This is a genomic window from Syntrophobacter fumaroxidans MPOB (assembly GCF_000014965.1).
Lineage (GTDB): Bacteria > Desulfobacterota > Syntrophobacteria > Syntrophobacterales > Syntrophobacteraceae > Syntrophobacter > Syntrophobacter fumaroxidans.
The window spans coordinates 2140230-2156815 of record NC_008554.1; the positions used below are offsets into that span (position 1 = coordinate 2140230).

Below are 16586 nucleotides of genomic sequence, written 5' to 3' on the forward strand. Positions count from 1 at the left end.
ATTGCGCCGTCACATCCTGTTGTAATAATCAGATGTCAAAGCTACATTTTTACAGTTATGGCGAGAAAGGTGGCAAAGTGTATTATAATATTCCATATGTATGAAGCACGGAAGGGAGAGAGACTGGACCATGGCGCGTTCACTGCGCATAGAGTATCCCGGAGCATTTTATCATGTGACGTCCAGAGGAAATGAGCGCAAGGAGGTTTTTCTGGACGGAGCGGATCGGGAGCGATTCCTGTCCTACCTGGACTCGGCTACTGTCCGCTATGGAGCGCAGGTCCACCTCTACTGCCTGATGCCAAACCATTACCATCTGCTGGTTGAGACTCCTCTCGGAAACCTGTCGCGGATCATGGGACACATCAACGGAGCCTATACCACCTATTTCAATCTGAAGCACCAGCGTCCCGGGCATTTGTTTCAGGGTCGTTATAAAGCTATCCTCGTCGACAAAGACGAATATGTACGGGAGCTTTCGCGTTACATCCACCTCAACCCCGTCCGTGCCGGGATCTCCGCGACGCCTGGCGACTACAGGTGGTCGAGCTATCGGGCCTACTGCGGTCTGACGCATTCGCCTACGTGGCTCAACCGGAGTCTCATTCTGTCCCTGTTCGGATCGAGGGCTACGAGGGCCGAGGCAGAATACCGGGGTTTCGTGGAGTGCTCCAAAGTGGAAGATCATCCCGGCCCTCTAATGAATGTGCTGGCGGCAACGATCATGGGAAGCAAATCGTTCGTGAAATCGGTCAAAGAGCGATTTCTTGAAGAAATCCTTCCGGATCGTGAATTGCCCGCCTTGTCCCGACTCCTTCCCGGGCCTTCTCCGAAGGCGATTCGCAAAGCCGTGGAAGAAAGGTATCCAACTGACCGCCGGAAGGCTCGACGGATAAGCATCTACCTTTGCCATCGGTACAGCGGGTGCACTCTGGCTGAAATCGGGGCTGAATTCGGGATCGGGCTTTCGGCGGTCACTCAGATGAGCCGGCGGGTCGCGGAGGCCGTAGGGGAGGACCAGAGCCTGCGAGAGTCGGTGGAGGAACTGATATCAAGACTCCAAAAGTGAAAAGTGTAGGTTTGACCCCAAGGTTTGCTTGACACTTTCATCATTATTGGTTAACCTCATGGCCTGACCAGGTTAACAAAGACCGCCGCGTTCGGCTGGATGTTGGAGTTGGAGAAGCTCATGCTCGCAAGGGACCTGCAGAGGACCGTATACGCCTCACTCCTGGCCGCCCTGGTTGCCGTCTCCGCCTACCTCCCGATTCCCATCGGACCGGTGCCCATCATTTTGCAGAACATATTCATTCTGCTCGCCGGATTGCTGCTCGGCAGCCGTTGGGGACTCATCAGCATGTGCATCTACCTGCTGGTCGGCGCCATCGGAATACCCGTCTTCACCGGAGGAAAGGGGGGCCTGGCGCACTTCATGGGACCGACGGGCGGCTACCTGGTGGGCTACGCCTGTTGCGCCTACGTCACGGGGTTCATCGCCGAGCGGGGCAGGTCGAGCCTTGGGCGGGACATCCTGGCGGTCACGGCGGGCGATCTGATGCTCTTCGTCTTCGGGGTCCCATGGCTCATGGTGGTGACCGGAATGACCCTGGAAAAAGCGCTGCTCGCGGGCATGCTCCCGTTTCTGCCGGGAGACGCGGTCAAGGCCGCCGCGGCGGTGGTACTGGCAAAGGCGCTGCGCCCGGTGGTGAATAGGCAGATGGAAACGGTTGCATCATGATCGAAATCAAGGACCTTCGCTATTCCTATCCGGATGGAACGGAAGCGCTGAAAGGCGTCACTCTGACCGTCGAGGCCGGTGAGTTCATGCTGATCTGCGGCCCGAACGGCAGCGGCAAGACGACGCTCATCCGGCACCTGAACGGTCTGCTCCGGCCCCGGTCCGGCAGCGTGTGCGTGGACGGGCTGGACACCTCCCGCCACGAGAGGGAAGTGCTGCAGCGGGTGGGCATGGTGTTCCAGGACGCCGACAGCCAGATCGTGGGCGAGACGGTCCGGGAGGACGTGGCGTTCGGCCCGGAAAATCTCAGGCTGGACCCCGAAGAAATCGACCGTCGGGTGACCGAGGCCCTTGAGCGGGTTGGCCTCGAAAAGCTTGCGGACAAACCCTGTCATCTGCTTTCGGGAGGGGAGAAGCGCCGCGTGGCGGTTGCGGGCGTACTGGCCCTGCGCCCGCGCGTCCTCGTGTTCGATGAGCCCTTTGCCAACCTCGATTACCCCGGCGTGCAGCAGGTGCTGCAGGAAATCCTGAAGCTTCACGCCGACGGCCACACCGTCATCGTATCCACTCACGACGTGGAGAAGGTCATCGCCCACGTTAACCGTATTGCGATCCTGTTCGACGGAGAATTGAAAGCTCTCGGCCGCCCCGACACCATCCTGCCGGAACTGGCCGCCCACCACATCCGCCCCCCCTGTTTCAGCCTGCTCGGAGAAAGGATGATTTCATGGCTGGGCGACTGATATTCCACTTCACCCCCGGCGACTCGGCGCTCCACCGTTGGGACGCCCGATGCAAGTTCGCCGGCCTCCTGGTCATATCCATCGGCCTGCTCTACATGGACGTTCCGGGCCTGAGCCTTTTCACGGCGGCGTTTGCGGTTTCCCTGCCCCTGTCGCGCCTCCCCTGGAAGGAATTCCTCAGGGATTTGCGCCTGTGGGGGCTGTTTCTGCTCTTCATCTTCTGCCTGCAGGCGGTTTCCCTGTCCGGGCGGGAGCCGTCGGTGCTTCCGTGGCTCACAGTGACCAAGCCCGGGCTTGTCCTGGCGTTCCTCTCCTGCTGGCGTCTTGCGCTCATACTCTGCTACGCGACCCTGTTCACCGCCGTGACCCGCCCCCACGATTTGCAGGACGCGCTGGTGTGGATCATGAAGCCGTTCCCTTTCCTGCCCGCGCGACGCATCGCGCTGATGGTGAGCCTCACCCTGCGCTTCCTGCCGCTCATCATGGACCACGGCGAGGAGGTCCGGCTGGCGGGTCGATCCCGGCTGGCGCACCAGCGCAGGAATCTTCTGGAACGCATCAAGTATTTCGCCCTGCCCCTGTTTCGCAAATCCCTGCTCCGAGCCGACCAGATGGCACTGGCGCTGGCGGCCCGCGGCTACGACGAAGACCTGCCGGCCCGCATGGGCGGAATCCCCGCCCGCCATTTGTTCGGCCTGGCATTCCTCGCCGCCCTCGTGGTCTTTTTTGCCGGCCCCGTTCCCGACATTCTCGCCAAAGAGTTTCTGGATTTCATGGAAGAGGTTCGAAGAACCGCCGCGTAGAAGGGTTGACCGTCACGCAGGGGCAGGTATCCCGGGATTCGCAGCCCGGCGGCACCGGGCAGCGATCCGGACGATGGCGCCAAGCCTGCGCCCTGGGAATCATGGAGCGGGCTTCGCCTGTTCGGCCTTCACGATGTGATCGAGATCGTCCTCGATCCTCTGAAGGCCATCCAGCTTGATTTTGACCTCCTTGGCGGCTCCGTCCTTCTCAACGCGGACCGGAACGAGGCCGTCGACCGGAGCGGCGGGTTTGTCCCAGGAGATGACGGCCATCACCCTGGCGTCATCGAGGAGCTCGACCCGGCCCCACGGCTTTTCCGGCATTGGCCCGGGCGACTCGGTCCGGCTTTCGAATTCGGTGTCCCGAAAATCCCACAGGAGGGAGCCCGCCCTCCAGGAATCCTTGAACTCCCGGGGCTGGCCGTCGTCCTGCTTCACTCCCCACTTGTTCTTGTCCAGGCGGACGAAGTGGCCCGCGGCATCTCCCTTGCGCCATTTGAGCTGCTTCACGGCGTCCCAGTCGATGGAAACCAGGGAACGATCTTCCAGGCCTTTCACGTCTTTGGGGATGTCCTGCAGGATGCCGGCGCTCACCTGGACCACCGCAGGCAATTCGCTGCCGACCGCCGCCACCTGCCGTTTCACTTCGTCGACGGCTCCCAGCTTAAGGCTCACGGTACGCTCGTCCCTGAGCTTCAGGCCGACGGTCACCACCGCCGGATCGAGTCCGTGGGAGGCCAGGTTGTCCGGCCGGTTCTCGAGGAACGCCGTAGCCTTGAGCCAGCGGATCTGCTCCAGCACATTGGACACCTTGGAAGGCTTGATCGGGACATCGGGCGCCGCGGGGCTCTTCCAGGTCCGCCCCTCGTCCGCGCTGGCCACGGAGAAAGCCTTTCCGCCCGCCCATGCGATCTCGAGGCCGGTCACGTCCTCGAGCTGGAACGCGAAAAGGTCCTTCTTGCGGACATCCTTGAGGTTCTTGTTGATCGCGTTGAAATTGGTTTCGGCCACGAGAAACACGTTGGGTTTCGTCGCGATTTTGGCATACCGCCCTTCTCCGGTGGGGTTATTTTCGCCAAATAGCAGCTCGTGCCAACGCTCCTCCGCCAGTACCCGCACTTTCAGCAACGGTTCCGTCAGGCCGAACGGTGCCAAATCCGGAGGAGACGGAGCGATTTCGCGCATCATCATCAAGTTGGATGCGCTCGCGACGATGCCTTCCAGGGTGAGCTTGTCGCCATCGGCCTCGATCGGCTCCGTGATCTTCCAGTTGCCGTCCTTTTCGATCCTGATCGTCTTGTCCGCGGCCGACGTGATTTCCAGCTTCTTGACGGAGCCGGCCTGAAAGCTGAGCACCCTTTTGGACTCGCGTTCGGCGGCCTCCTTTTCGCTCTTCTTCACGACCTCGAAATAATAGAAGTATCCGCCCGCCAGGAGCAGCACAACCAGGTAGATGATCGATTGCCGCCACTTCATCGCTGCGACCTCCGCACACGGTACACGGCCAGGCCGGAAAGGAGCACCAGCAGAGGCACCAGGACCATGACCGTCAAGAGGATGCCTCGAGCCTGATTCTGCGAGAGCATCATCATCTGTCCGCCTTTTTCGCGGGCTTTGACCGTGATCAGGTTTTCCTCCTGCGCCATGAAGTTGACCATATTCAGGAAAAGATCCCCGTTTCCGGAGAGGCCGAAATAGGTGTTGCAGGCAAAGTCCGAATCTCCGGTCGCCAGCAGATACCCGACCTTTTCGGGGCCCTTGTCGCGGGCTTTCGCGGCCGGCTTTCCGGGCGCTTTCGGCGGAGCTTCACCCTGGGCACCCGACTTGAATGCCGTCACGTCAATCTCCGCAATGACCGCCAGGGGGATCGGCCCGGGGGCGTCTTCATTTTCGTCGAAAGCCGCCTGTCCCTGCCTCACCACCTGGATGTTCCTCTCCGCCCATGCCTGGGGGGATGTCGACGCCAGGATTTCCACTTCGATCCCCTGCGGCGCGGGCTTGATCGGCTGCACCGAGCGCGCCTCGGGATAGAACGTCGCGGCCCCGAAATTTTCCGCGATCCTGTGTTGACCGTATTCGACCACCACGGGCATCAGGTAGCTCCCGCCGAACACACGGCTGAGCTTGTCGACGACGATGTCGTCTCCCAGCTTGATGCCGTAGCCGGCAAGGAAGTCCTTGAGACCTCCATCGAAGAACGGATCGAGCAGGACCATCAGGCGGCCGCCGCGCTCGACAAATTGCTTCAGGGTGTCGATTTCCTGCGGAAGGAGCGGTTTCTGGGGGCCGGCGACGATCACCACGGCGGCGTCCTTGGGAACTTCCGCCTGCTGCAGCAGGTTCAGTTCCTCGGCCTGATAGTTTTCCTTTTCAAGGGAAGCCTTCAGGCTGGAGAAGCCGTCCTTGTCCGTGGAAGCCAGAGGGTGTTCGGCGTGGCCGATCAGGAACAGGATTTTCTTCTGTTCGTTACGGCTCAGCTTCAGGAGGGCGTTGGTGATGCCTTCCTCGTCGGGATTCTGAGCGACCTGCTTTCTTCCGTAGCCTTCCAGGACAAGGGTGCCGTAGGTGCGCACCTCATAGCTCTTGGCAACTTCCGGCCGGCGGTCGGGATCGATGAATTCGAAAGTGATGTTTTTCGATGCGAAACGGTACATGTCCAACAAATCCTGAGCCTTGCCTTCCTCTGGGGATGCGGTCTGGAAGAAACCCTTGATTCGAACGGGCTGATCCACCGTCTTGAGCACATTCAGGGTCGGTTCGGACAGCGTGTAGGAGCCCGCCTCGGTTAGGTCAAGCCGCCATGCGTGTTTCTCGGCGATGAGCACTATGAATATCAGCGTACCCAGAAAAAAGAGCGTTGCGATCACGGAATTGGAACCGTAGGTCCAGTTGCGTTTTCCGGTGACTTTACCTGGCATGATTTTGCGCCTCCGTTACCTATGCGCCGAATGCCCACCGGCGCTCACGATCACGATCTTCCCGGGCTGATGCCGCCCCCGTGCCGCCTGTGGCCCGCCATCGTTCGCCGACGCGGCGAACCGCATCACGGAAAAGGTGCCGTGCGCGCCGGCGTCGCGGACCGACATGGTCTCTAACCCCTCCAGCGATAGGACCCCATCTGTCTCAGGGTCAGGAACAGGAAGAAAACGGTGAACAGGATATAAAACAGCAGATCCCGCGAATCCAGGACCCCCTTGGCGAAGCTGTCGAAGTGCCTGGCAAACGAGAGGTAGTCGGCCACTTCGCCGACCGGGGATTCGACGACGTTCTTGAGCCAGCCGATGACCCACAAAAGGAGCAGTCCGCCGAAAGACAGCACTGCGGCGATGATCTGGTTCTGGGTGAGGGAGGAAGTGAACACGCCCAGGGAGATGAACGAGCCCCCGAGAAGGAAAATGCCCAGGTAGGCACAGGCAACCGGCTTCCAGGAAGGACTCCCCAGAACGCTCACAAAAAGCACACCGGGAACCGTCCCCAGCAGAATGATGCCAAAGGCGCTCATCACGGCCTTGAACTTGGCGAGAACCATCGCCCAGTCGGAGATGGGATAAGTGAAGAGCAGCTCCAGGGTTCCCGCCTTGCGCTCCTCGGCGAACAGCCTCATGGTGAGCAAAGGCGCGATCAGGAGCAGCACCACGCTGAGATCCAGAAAAAACGGACGAAAAATCATCTCGAGGATGTTGAACTGCCTTGCCATCATGGGATTCTGGCTCGCCTGGTAGCTCAGCACGTTGTAGTAGGCGACGATGCTGTAAAAGAAATAACCCGATATCACCAGGAAGATGAACGCCACCACGTAAAAAATCGGGGAAGCGAACAGACTGTAAAGCTCTTTGCGATAGACCGACCAAAAACCTTTCATGACTGAGGTTCCTCCTGAGACGGTTCTTCGGTGACCAGCTGCACGAAAATATCTTCCAGGCTGAGGTCCACGGCCCGGAGCTCGAGCAGGTCAAGACCCTTCCCGATGACGAGGCGAGCGATCTCGGCCCGAAGGTCGGCGCCGGGATCCGTTTCAATGGTCATGCGTGCCCCGTTTTCCTGGCCGGGAGTCACTTTCTGGACGCCCTTGAGCTCCCCGAGGGCCTGGATGAGCGGCTCGGCCGGACCATTCACCTCGATGACGAGGCGCGCCGTTTTCTGGAGCCGGCTGGTCAGATTGGACGGACTGTCCGTCGCGATGATCTGCCCCTTATTGATGATCATCACCCGCTGGCAGATTTGCGCCACTTCCGGCAGTATGTGGCTGCTCAACAGGATGGTGTGCTCCCCGCCCAATTCCTGGATGAGCTTCCTGATTTCGATGATCTGGCCGGGATCCAGGCCGATCGTGGGTTCATCCAGAACCAGTACGGGCGGATTGTTGAGCAGCGCCTGCGCCAATCCCACCCTCTGGCGATAGCCCTTGGACAGATGACCGATGATGCGGTTGGAGACTTTCTCCAGGGCGCAAACGTCGACCACCCGGTCGATCTCCTTCTTGATCGCGCGGGCTTCGACCTTTTTGGCGGCCGCCGCGAAACGAAGGAACCGCGTCACCGTCATTTCTCCATAGAGCGGCACGCTTTCCGGCAGATATCCGACGACACGGCGCACTTCCAGGGATTTCTCAAAGCAGTCGAGGCCGTTCACCCGTGCCGCTCCCGTCGTGGGAGGCATGTAGCACGTCAGGATGCGAATAGTGGTGGATTTTCCCGCCCCGTTGGGACCGAGGAACCCCACCACTTCCCCCTTTTCAACCTGGAAGCTCACGTCTCTTATGGCCGGCAAAGAGCCATAGAACTTCGTCAAACCCTCCGCTTCAATCATGACCGTTCCTCACTGTTTTTCTCGATTCCGGGATTGTTGCAGCTGGATGCTAAGGAGTGACTATCCGGGACGGTCTCTGTTCGCGCACGGTCTTGGTGCCCAGCGATGTGGCACACCCCTGACAGAGGTACTCGTGCAACTCCCCGTCCGGCAGGATCAGCAATAGTCGGCTCCGCACCGGCATTGCCCGCTTGCACGCCGGGCAATACAGGGCGGACGCCCTGAAGTCTTCAAATTGCCCTCGAGCCACCCCACGCCTCATTGCTCGACTCCTCTTCCCTCAACAACAAGGTTCAGGTGCGCGCCTCGCGGGTGGATTCAGCCATGGATTTCTTTTCGCGATCCTTTCGCTTGCTCCACGGCCATTTCCTGACTTTCTCGCCGCTCTTCTCCTTTTCGATCTGCATGAACTCGGTGACGATCTCTTCCTGCCGGGGTGTAATCCGGGTGGGAATCTTCACCTCCACCTCGATGAACAGATCGCCGCGGCCATAGCCACGCAAACGCGGCACTCCCTCGCCGGAAAAGCGGATGACCGCCCCGGGCTGGGTTCCGGGCTGGATTTTGAGCTCTCTTCCACCGTCGAGGGTCGGGATTTCTATCTGATCTCCCAGGATGGCCTGGGCGAAAGACACCGACACCTTGCAATAGAGGTTGTCGCCATCCCTTTCGAAGAACTCGTGGGGATTCACGTGCAGACGGACGTAAAGGTCCCCCGCAACCCCTCCCCTGTAGCCGCTTTCTCCCTCCCCGCGAAGGCGCAGCCTCGTGCCCGTATCCACTCCGGCCGGGACTCTCACCTGAACCGTCTTGCTCTGACGCGTACGCCCCTGCCCGTTGCAGGTCTTGCAGGGGGAGACGAGCACTTTTCCCATCCCCTGACATCGCGTACAGGTGGCGCTGATGCGGAAGAACCCCTGGGACTGGACGACTTGCCCGCTCCCCTGGCAGACGGGACAGACCGTTTCCCGGGTGCCCGGCTCGGCGCCGCTCCCGTTGCATTCCTCACAAGTCGTCAGGGTCTGCAGCCGGATCTCTTTTTCGGTCCCAAACACCGCCTCCTCGAAGGTCAGGCTGAGATCGTAGAGCAGGTCGTCCCCGGGTCTGGCCGCCGTCCTTGACTGGCCGCCTGCCCCGAAACCGAAGTTGAAGAATTCCTGGAACACGTCGCCAAACGAGCTGAAGATATCCTCGAAGCCTCTGAAGCCACTGAACCCTGTGCCCCGGAGACCCTCATGACCGTAGGTGTCGTAGATTCGCTTCTTCTGGGCATCGTGAAGCACTTCATAGGCTTCGGCGGCTTCCTTGAAAAGCTCCTCCGAGTCCTTGTCGCCCGGGTTTCGATCGGGATGATACTTGAGAGCCAGCTTGCGGTAGGCCTTCTTTATTTCTTCCTCGCTCGCCTGTCGAGTGACGCCCAAGATTTCATAATAGTCTCTTTTGCCCATCGAATTCCCATTCCTCCCAGCTCTTCCGACAGCGTCCGAACTTTGAAAAAACCTATCCTCGGGCAGGCCATTTCATTCGTAAACACGCTCCCAAGGCTTGTCAAGGCTACCCGCGAGCATCACCGCGGGGATCGCAAGCCCCCCACTCGGTTTCCACTCCGGTCGTGCATTCCCTCCCGCCGTCGCCCACATCTTTCACGATGTTTCTCATATGAATGTTACGAATCACCCGGGATAATGTCCACGCTTGCGGCATGCCCGAACGAAGAACGGCCGGCCCGATCCGGTCCGCATTCCGCAATTCACCCCGGTGCATCCGTTCCACCCCCGCGCCCTCAGGTGCGGCGGAAGACCGCGCATTCCGCAGTTTTCGCCGCCGCAATCGGGAGGAAGACTCCCGGACCGGCAGCATCAAGCGGGTTCCCCGCCTTCTTCCACTCCCCCGCCCCTGCGCCTGGCGTCCGCGGCAAAAGAGAACTTGCCCGCAGCCTCCGCTCGGTCGGCGAGCATGAGCCACTCATCCCGGGAAGGGTCGTGCTTGAGGATACGGGAAAGCTTGGTAAAAAGAAAAAGGTCCCCTTCCTCCTGGGCAATGTCGTGGAGCCGCTTCAGGTCTTCACTGGAATCGGCCCTGTCGTAGAACTCCACTGCGTCGTTGAGCAGGCCGGCTTCTTCAAATCGTCGCCCCCAGCCCAGCAATGTTGCTTCGGAAGCGCCGTCTTCGTTGAGCAGATCCCGCTTTTCGAGACACTCGAGCAGATGGTTTTTCGCCATGGGTCAACGCGCCTTTTCTGAGCCCCAATATTGAACTAGCCTTCCTCGCTCGGCTCCGCGTCCGGCTCGACCACCTGCTGGGCCTCGTCAAATTCCATGGAGGCGTCGTAGAGGGTGGCTTCGTCCATGATTTCCTTCAACTCGAGCCTCGCGACGTCTTCTTTTTGCGTCACGGCGACGGGTTCGGGCAGGGCCTTCGCCTCTTCGAGCCGGCGGATGTTGTCCACGGTGACTTTCCCCGCCGCGATTTCCCGCAGAGCCAGCACAACCTCCTTGTTCCTGACTTCCGTCAGGGGTGGAGCCCCGCCTCTGAGCTGCAGCACACGTCTGACCGCCAGGTGCACCAGAGTAAACCGGCTGTCGACTTCCTTCAGACAATCTTCAATGGTAACGCGAGCCATTCGGCTCCTCCTTCAAGCTTCAAATAAACATTCGGCATCCGGGGTTCATTCGAGTAATCCGCACCGCGGGGCTCTAAACCCGCCACGGCCCGAACGGGCAGCCGAAAATGCCGATCCTTCGGTCTTTGTCCAATCTTATATTTTAGGTCACGAAAGAATCTTTTGGCAATCCCAAAATCACGCCCTGCTTTCCCGGGTGGGTCACCCCACGGCCGGGCTCACTATCCGCGGAAGAATCGGGTCGCCTCCATCAACAGCGGGGCGGGCGGGGTTCATCCCCCGCCCGCCCCGTCCGAAACCGCCTCCGTCGACGCCACTGCGATCAGGCCTTCTGTTCCGCGTACCTCGCAAGGGTGAAAAGAAAATCCGCCAGCCGGTTCAAATAGGAATGCACGTCGGGGCTGTCCAATTCACCCGACTCCCGCAGAGCAACCGCGCGACGTTCCGCGCGGCGGATAATGGTCCGGCCCAGATCGATCGCGGCGCTCGCAGGGTTTCCTCCCGGCAGAATGAACTGCCTCGGCAAAGGAACTTCCCGCTGCAGTCGTTCGATCCACTCCTCCAGTCTCGCCGTTCGTTCCGTCCCGATGCGGTACTGTTTCTCCGCAGCCCCCTCGCAGGACAGCTCGGCCCCCAGGACCACGAGGTCTTCCTGAACGGTCCGAATCATCTCCTGAATCGTCGCGTCCCGGGTGAACACCTTGGCCAGCCCCAGGGCGGAACTGGCTTCATCCAGGGTACCGTAGACCTCGGGACGCAGGCTCGCCTTCGAAACCCGCCCCCCTGTGAGCAGACTGGTCTGTCCCTGGTCTCCCTTTTTTGAAAAGGTAAATACATCCACTCTCATGCTCCCCCAGGTTTTCGTTCCATGGACGGCCGGTCTGCGCGATGAACCCCGGTATGCGGCCCCAAGTCTTCTGAAAGGCCCCGCAAGAAGCTCGCCCTTCAGTCCTCACTTCCATGCGGCGGACGACATCCCAATGCCGGGCACGCTCAGAACGGCAGCTATTCCCGTCATGACACGCGGGACGACACGAGGAGAAGAATCAATGGGTTTGCCCTCCGCGGGACGGCACAGAAAGTGTTTCCCCATATGTCGTGCGAATTTCGGCCAGTAACTGGTTGGTCGCCTCCTCGATCCGGTCGATGTCTTCCTCGTCCACCGAATCGTCCCTTACGTACTGGAGCGAATCCTTCAGACGTTCGAACTGCTGGATGATCTCGGGCTTGATCTTGCCTTCGCCGAGACGGACGTTGAGTTCCAGGATGGTGTTGACGCAACTCTCCACTCGCAGTCGCAAGTGTTTCGTGAGGACTGGAACCCTCTTCCGGCGGTTTTTTCTGAAAATCATCGGGCCGCTTTCCGCGTCAGCGCTGTCCACGCCTGGTCAGCTCATCCATGTAAAGGCCGTAGGACATCTTGTGATCTTTCATCGCCCTCACAAGAAGAACCTTCGTCTTCTCGATGTCCTTGTAATTCATGATCATGTTCACACCGATCCGGTAGGCCAGCATCCCGTCGAGCGTGGGGAGGGTGTCGCTGAAGAGCAGGAGAAAAAACTGCCGCCGCAGATGCATGGGAGACAGCTGCAGATGGTGCAAAACGAGGTTTTCGCCCGGTTTTCCGCTGCCGAAACGTTCCTCGAGGACGATCAAATCGTAGTGGTTGTTGTTCAGCTTTCTCAGGGCATAGTCCGCCCGCCCCGCCTGCACGACAAAGAAGGAGAGCTCATCGAGGGTCTGCCTGATCTTCTCGGCCCTGATCTGGTCCGTCGAGCACAGCAGTGCGGTCTTCACGCCCTCTTCCACCACGTCGAGGGCCATTACGTCTTCCTGCAGGTCCGCAACTTCCCCATCCACCCCGAGCGCGGACAACTCCCCCTGCACCGCGTGAATGCTGCTCTCGATTCTCTGCCCAAGGTCAATCGGCACCTTGCACTTGGGACACAGAATCCTCACGCCTTTGACATCGGGAATCTTTTCGTCGGGAACGGTAAACGCCGCATGGCATCCTGGACAATTGACTTTCACGCCTTTTCTCCTCTGGCAAGCCGCCTGCGCAGAACTTACGGGCAGGCGGCGGCATCCCCTTTCCTTTGACAGGAAAGGCCCGGTGAGGGTAAAAGTATCGTCGTTTTCCAAGCGGAGCTTGAGTTTCCCTGTCCCCGATCTTCTTGCGGGCCGGAAATAAACAGGCCTGCGGCGGGAAGCGGGGCCGGTCCAAGAGAGAGGCCAAGCTTCATGACCGCTTGGTGACAATTTACACTAAACAGTCGATTCGGCATAGACTTATTTCCGCTACATATATCGGCAAGAGCCCGACTTTTCGTCAACCCGGGAATGATCCCCCGCGGTGTTTCTTGAAACGGCATGCTTTCACAAGGGGCGGAACGTACTTAGTTTTGATGAGTCTGGTGAACGGCAGGGGCGGCGACCTGAAGGGGACCGGCGCAGCCGAAGGCGGTTTATGCAAACGCGCGGTCCGCGGAAGAACACGATGTTGAGGAGGTAAGGGCGTATGGAGAAGGTCCGCTATGGAACAACCGATCTCGACGTTTCAGTCGTGGTTCTGGGCACCTGGGTAACGGGAGGATGGGCGTGGGGCGGGAGTGACGAACGGGATTCGGTCACGGCCATCCTTCGTGCCCTCGAGTTGGGAATCAACTTCATCGACACGGCGCCCGTCTACGGATTCGGCAAGTCCGAGCAGATCATCGGGAAGGCCCTCAAGGAGTGGGGTAATCGGGGGGACGTGGTTCTCGCCACCAAGTGCGGGCTCGAATGGGACGAGAAAGAGAGCATTCGGCGCAATTCGAGCCCCGAAAGGATTTTCTACGAGATCGACCAGAGCCTCAAGCGGCTGGGCGTGGACCGCATCGACTTGTACCAGATTCACTGGCCGGACCCGAGCGTCCCTTTTGAAAAGTCCATGGAAGCCTTTATAAAGCTCAAGGAACAGGGCAAAATCCGCGCCATCGGCTTGAGCAACTTCAACGTCGAACAACTCCGGGGCTGCCTCGACGCCGGGCCCGTCCAGAGCCTGCAACCCCCTTTCAACCTGTTCGAACGCGAGGCCGAAAAGGAGCTTCTCCCCTTCTGCCTGGAAAACGGCGTCGGTACGCTGGTCTACGGAGGTCTTTGCCGGGGGCTTCTGAGTGGAAAGTTCACCGGTGACGAACAATTCCCTCGCGGAGACCTCCGCCGGGCAGATCCGAAATTCAAGCCGGACCGTTTCAAACAGTACGTGAAAGCGGTTGACGAATTCCGAAAGATCGCCGCCCGGTATCACCGAACGCCGGCGCAGTTCGCGTTGCGCTGGGCGCTGCAGCAGCCCGGCGTGACCGCGGTGATTGCCGGAGCGAGAACGGCCGCGCAAGTGGAGGACAATGCGGGGGTTTCCGGATGGAGAATCGAACCGAACGACCTGCAAACGATCAATGACATCCTCGCCAGGCGCATCAAAACGCCGGTGGGGCCCGAGTTTATGATGCCTCGGCAATAGATGCGCGATGTGTCATGGAGGGCCGTTGCGGTGCGTGAGGGCGAGCATGAGCCGCCCGGCATGGCGCCGGGGAGATCCGGGGCGTGTTCGCCTGCCCCTGGCGGACTCTGCATCGGGAGCGGGCCCGGGTGGAGATATGAGACTCTATGCCGTGCTCCATGCGCGGAAGGAAAACGAGCGGCCATGAGGTGAAAGCACAGATCACGGCCTTTGTGTTTTACGCTCGGGAGGAAAACGATGTGGAGCCTTGACGAACTTCGAGAACACCGGGACGTCCTCGACCGGATCGACTGGGAAATGACTCCGGAAAAGGCCGTTGAGACCTACCTCGAATGGGGAACGGGCTGGTCGAGAAAAGATGATTTCGTTCGCTACGCCGGCCAGGAATCCTATTATTTCGTTATCTACAACTGGGAGGAACCGCCGCAGGTGACTCTCCTTCGCAGAGACACCGCAGGCGTGGAGGAGATCGCCAAGTTCCAGGCGCCCCCCGATCTCGTGAAGAAGTCCGTTGATGAGGGCGGAAGAAAACCGGGAGTCGGTGTATACGCCCCCAACGAAGAGCTCAGGGAATGGCTGGAAAAAAGCCTCGCCTGTTGAGGCTGCACACCCGGGTAGACGACGGACCGTGATTGCAGGCATGAAAGAACGTGGAGGACTTGTCCCCCTCTCCCCCACCCGGATGCCCCGGCTGGGACAATATAGGTCCTATAGGTCTTATAGGACTTATTTCACATCACCTCCCACCCGGATGCCCCCGCTGGGACAATATAGGTCCTATAGGTCTTATAGGACTTATTTCACATCTCCCCCACCCGGATGCCCCCAGCTGGGACAATATAGGTCCTATAGGGCTTATAGGGCTTATAGGGCTTATTTCACATCACCCCCACCCGGATGCCCCCGCTGGGACAATATAGGTCCTATAGCCCTTGCCGGCTCACGCCGTTTTCCATCTCGAAGGCGCCATTATTCATTCCACCCTGGCCATGGCAACGTAGATCGACGTCCCGCCGTGGACAATCCTCCAATATCGCACGGCCCGGATCCCCGTGACGGCGATCCCGCGTTCGGGGCAAAGCACCGCGATCCGCCATCCCGTGTACAAGCGCCTCAAATGAGCGCCAAGCCGTTCGTGGAACCCACGGTCCGGCCCAGGCAGCCGCTTGCCGTAGGGAGGGTCCAAAATGAGCAATCCTTCGGACAGCCCCATTCGAGCGGGTTGAAAATCAAAGAAATCCTCTTCCCGCCAGATGATCTCCTTTTCGGTATGGGCTTTCCGGGCATTCTCACGCGCAACCGCCAGGGCTCGAGGGTCTCGGTCAAGGGCAACGATCGGAGCCGCGGGATGGGCGGACATCTTCTCCCGGGCTTTGCGCAGAAGGAATTCCCAAGTCTTCTCCCGGTAGGACGGCCAGGACTGAAACAAAAACGACCGCCCCAGTCCGGGGGGCATCCGGCGCGCCAGCAGGGCCGCCTCCACGGCTGCTGTTCCCGCCCCGCACATACCGTCGACCAGCGGCGTGTTTCCATTCCAACCCGCCTTCATTAGAATCGCCGCAGCGAGAGTTTCCCGGATTGGAGCCCCAGCATGGCGCATCCTGTAACCCCGCCGGTGCAGATGATCCCCGGTGGTGTCCAGCGAGAGCTCACAGTGGTTCCTGACAAGACGGACCAGGATGCGTTGTTTCCGTGAATTCTCATCGGATTCGCTCCCCGGCTGCCCCCGGGAACGGTCCCATTCCGGTGGCGGAACGATCCCCTTTTCCCTGAAACGCCTTCGAAGCCCGTCAAGAACCGTTTCGAGCACCATCCCTTCATGATTGATTCGCGAATGTTCAACGTGTGTTTCCACGCGAACCGGAACGCTCCGGTTCAGCCACAATTCCCACGGGATGCCGGACACCTTTCCGAACAGCTCCTCCCTGACGCCCGCCCGGAATGCCGGAAGCCGGCAGAGGATGCGGCTTGCGGTCCGCAGCCACAAATTGGCCTCATAGCATGCGCCGAAGTTCCCGGTGAATTCGACTCCCGCATCACTGAGCCCGGTGACGTCGAATCCCGCCATTTCGGCTTCCTGCCGGCACAAGGCCGCAAGCTCCGGCGGAGTCACGGCGGCAAAACGATGCACCGGGGCCAGGACGTGCCGTTTGATGTGCCGTTGGTAACGTTTGCTCTCAAGGTACTCGGTTGTGTAAGTTTCCGTCATGTCGGGTTACCTCGCGGGACCTTTTCTCGAACGCGCGGCGTCCCGGGAGTCCGGCCCAAGCCCCCGGCGAACTGCACAATGCCTTGAAATTTCATGATAATCCTTTCACGGCACCCTTTCGGTGCAAACCGTGCAGTCGCCGGACGCGCAAGAGGGAAG

General features: G+C 59.9%; 16 protein-coding genes and 1 pseudogene. 6 read left to right on the forward strand and 11 right to left on the reverse strand.

Annotated elements, in window-relative coordinates; translation table 11 throughout:
* Positions 1-130 precede the first annotated feature (130 nt).
* The 4 genes from SFUM_RS09030 to SFUM_RS09045 all read left to right on the forward strand — a co-directional run bounded on the left by SFUM_RS09030 (position 131) and on the right by SFUM_RS09045 (position 3284).
* The gene (locus tag SFUM_RS09030; protein WP_011698605.1) at positions 131-1069 is read left to right on the forward strand and encodes an REP-associated tyrosine transposase; all 939 of its coding nucleotides are present in this window, start codon (positions 131-133) and stop codon (positions 1067-1069) included.
* A 120-nt stretch (positions 1070-1189) separates the two neighbouring features.
* Positions 1190-1738, forward strand: a complete 549-nt coding sequence (locus tag SFUM_RS09035) for a biotin transporter BioY (protein WP_011698606.1) — start codon at positions 1190-1192, stop codon at positions 1736-1738.
* Positions 1735-2481, forward strand: a complete 747-nt coding sequence (locus tag SFUM_RS09040; RefSeq protein ID WP_011698607.1) for an energy-coupling factor ABC transporter ATP-binding protein — start codon at positions 1735-1737, stop codon at positions 2479-2481. The genes SFUM_RS09035 and SFUM_RS09040 overlap by 4 nt, the downstream gene beginning before the upstream one ends.
* Positions 2466-3284 (forward strand): energy-coupling factor transporter transmembrane component T family protein, encoded by an 819-nt coding sequence (locus SFUM_RS09045; RefSeq protein ID WP_011698608.1) that lies wholly within the window; start codon positions 2466-2468, stop codon positions 3282-3284. The genes SFUM_RS09040 and SFUM_RS09045 overlap by 16 nt, the downstream gene beginning before the upstream one ends.
* Before the next feature lie 99 nt (positions 3285-3383).
* On the opposite strand, the gene SFUM_RS09050 is transcribed toward SFUM_RS09045, so the two are convergent.
* From SFUM_RS09050 to SFUM_RS09105, 10 genes and pseudogenes are all read right to left on the reverse strand, one after another.
* Positions 3384-4760, reverse strand: a complete 1377-nt coding sequence (locus SFUM_RS09050) for a DUF4340 domain-containing protein (RefSeq protein WP_011698609.1) — start codon at positions 4758-4760, stop codon at positions 3384-3386.
* Entirely contained in the window at positions 4757-6202 is a 1446-nt protein-coding gene (locus SFUM_RS09055) for a GldG family protein (protein WP_011698610.1), read from the reverse strand. Before SFUM_RS09055 ends, SFUM_RS09050 begins: the two co-directional genes overlap by 4 nt.
* Positions 6203-6375: 173 nt before the next feature.
* On the reverse strand, positions 6376-7146 hold the full coding sequence (locus SFUM_RS09060) for an ABC transporter permease subunit (RefSeq protein ID WP_011698611.1): 771 nt from the start codon (positions 7144-7146) through the stop codon (positions 6376-6378).
* Positions 7143-8093, reverse strand: coding sequence for an ABC transporter ATP-binding protein (locus SFUM_RS09065; RefSeq protein WP_011698612.1), 951 nt, complete (start codon positions 8091-8093; stop codon positions 7143-7145). The genes SFUM_RS09060 and SFUM_RS09065 overlap by 4 nt, the downstream gene beginning before the upstream one ends.
* A gap of 293 nt (positions 8094-8386) precedes the next feature.
* A complete protein-coding gene (dnaJ, locus tag SFUM_RS09075) occupies positions 8387-9541 on the reverse strand; it encodes a molecular chaperone DnaJ (protein WP_011698613.1) in 1155 nt (384 codons plus the stop codon).
* A gap of 411 nt (positions 9542-9952) precedes the next feature.
* A complete protein-coding gene (locus tag SFUM_RS09085; protein WP_011698614.1) occupies positions 9953-10315 on the reverse strand; it encodes a hypothetical protein in 363 nt (120 codons plus the stop codon).
* 173 nt (positions 10316-10488) lie between these two features.
* Positions 10489-10716: pseudogene (gene rpoZ, locus SFUM_RS24120) on the reverse strand (DNA-directed RNA polymerase subunit omega); the annotation flags it as partial.
* Between the two features lie 322 nt (positions 10717-11038).
* On the reverse strand, positions 11039-11557 hold the full coding sequence (locus SFUM_RS09095; RefSeq protein WP_167321329.1) for a cob(I)yrinic acid a,c-diamide adenosyltransferase: 519 nt from the start codon (positions 11555-11557) through the stop codon (positions 11039-11041).
* Between the two features lie 205 nt (positions 11558-11762).
* On the reverse strand, positions 11763-12068 hold the full coding sequence (locus SFUM_RS21670) for a hypothetical protein (RefSeq protein ID WP_011698617.1): 306 nt from the start codon (positions 12066-12068) through the stop codon (positions 11763-11765).
* Positions 12069-12084: 16 nt separating this feature from the next.
* Complete coding sequence (locus tag SFUM_RS09105; RefSeq protein WP_011698618.1) at positions 12085-12747, reverse strand: zinc-ribbon domain-containing protein; 663 nt, start codon at positions 12745-12747, stop codon at positions 12085-12087.
* 487 nt (positions 12748-13234) lie between these two features.
* Here SFUM_RS09105 and SFUM_RS09110 point away from each other — a divergent pair, with 487 nt between their 5' ends.
* Both SFUM_RS09110 and SFUM_RS09115 read left to right on the forward strand, forming a co-directional pair.
* Positions 13235-14218 carry an aldo/keto reductase gene (locus SFUM_RS09110; protein ID WP_011698619.1) on the forward strand — a complete coding sequence of 328 codons (984 nt, stop codon included), beginning with the start codon at positions 13235-13237 and terminating at the stop codon, positions 14216-14218.
* A gap of 237 nt (positions 14219-14455) precedes the next feature.
* Positions 14456-14818 carry a DVU0772 family protein gene (locus SFUM_RS09115; RefSeq protein ID WP_011698620.1) on the forward strand — a complete coding sequence of 121 codons (363 nt, stop codon included), beginning with the start codon at positions 14456-14458 and terminating at the stop codon, positions 14816-14818.
* A 373-nt stretch (positions 14819-15191) separates the two neighbouring features.
* Here SFUM_RS09115 and SFUM_RS21675 read toward each other — a convergent pair whose 3' ends face one another.
* On the reverse strand, positions 15192-16427 hold the full coding sequence (locus SFUM_RS21675; protein WP_011698621.1) for a THUMP domain-containing class I SAM-dependent RNA methyltransferase: 1236 nt from the start codon (positions 16425-16427) through the stop codon (positions 15192-15194).
* Positions 16428-16586: the final 159 nt, after the last annotated feature.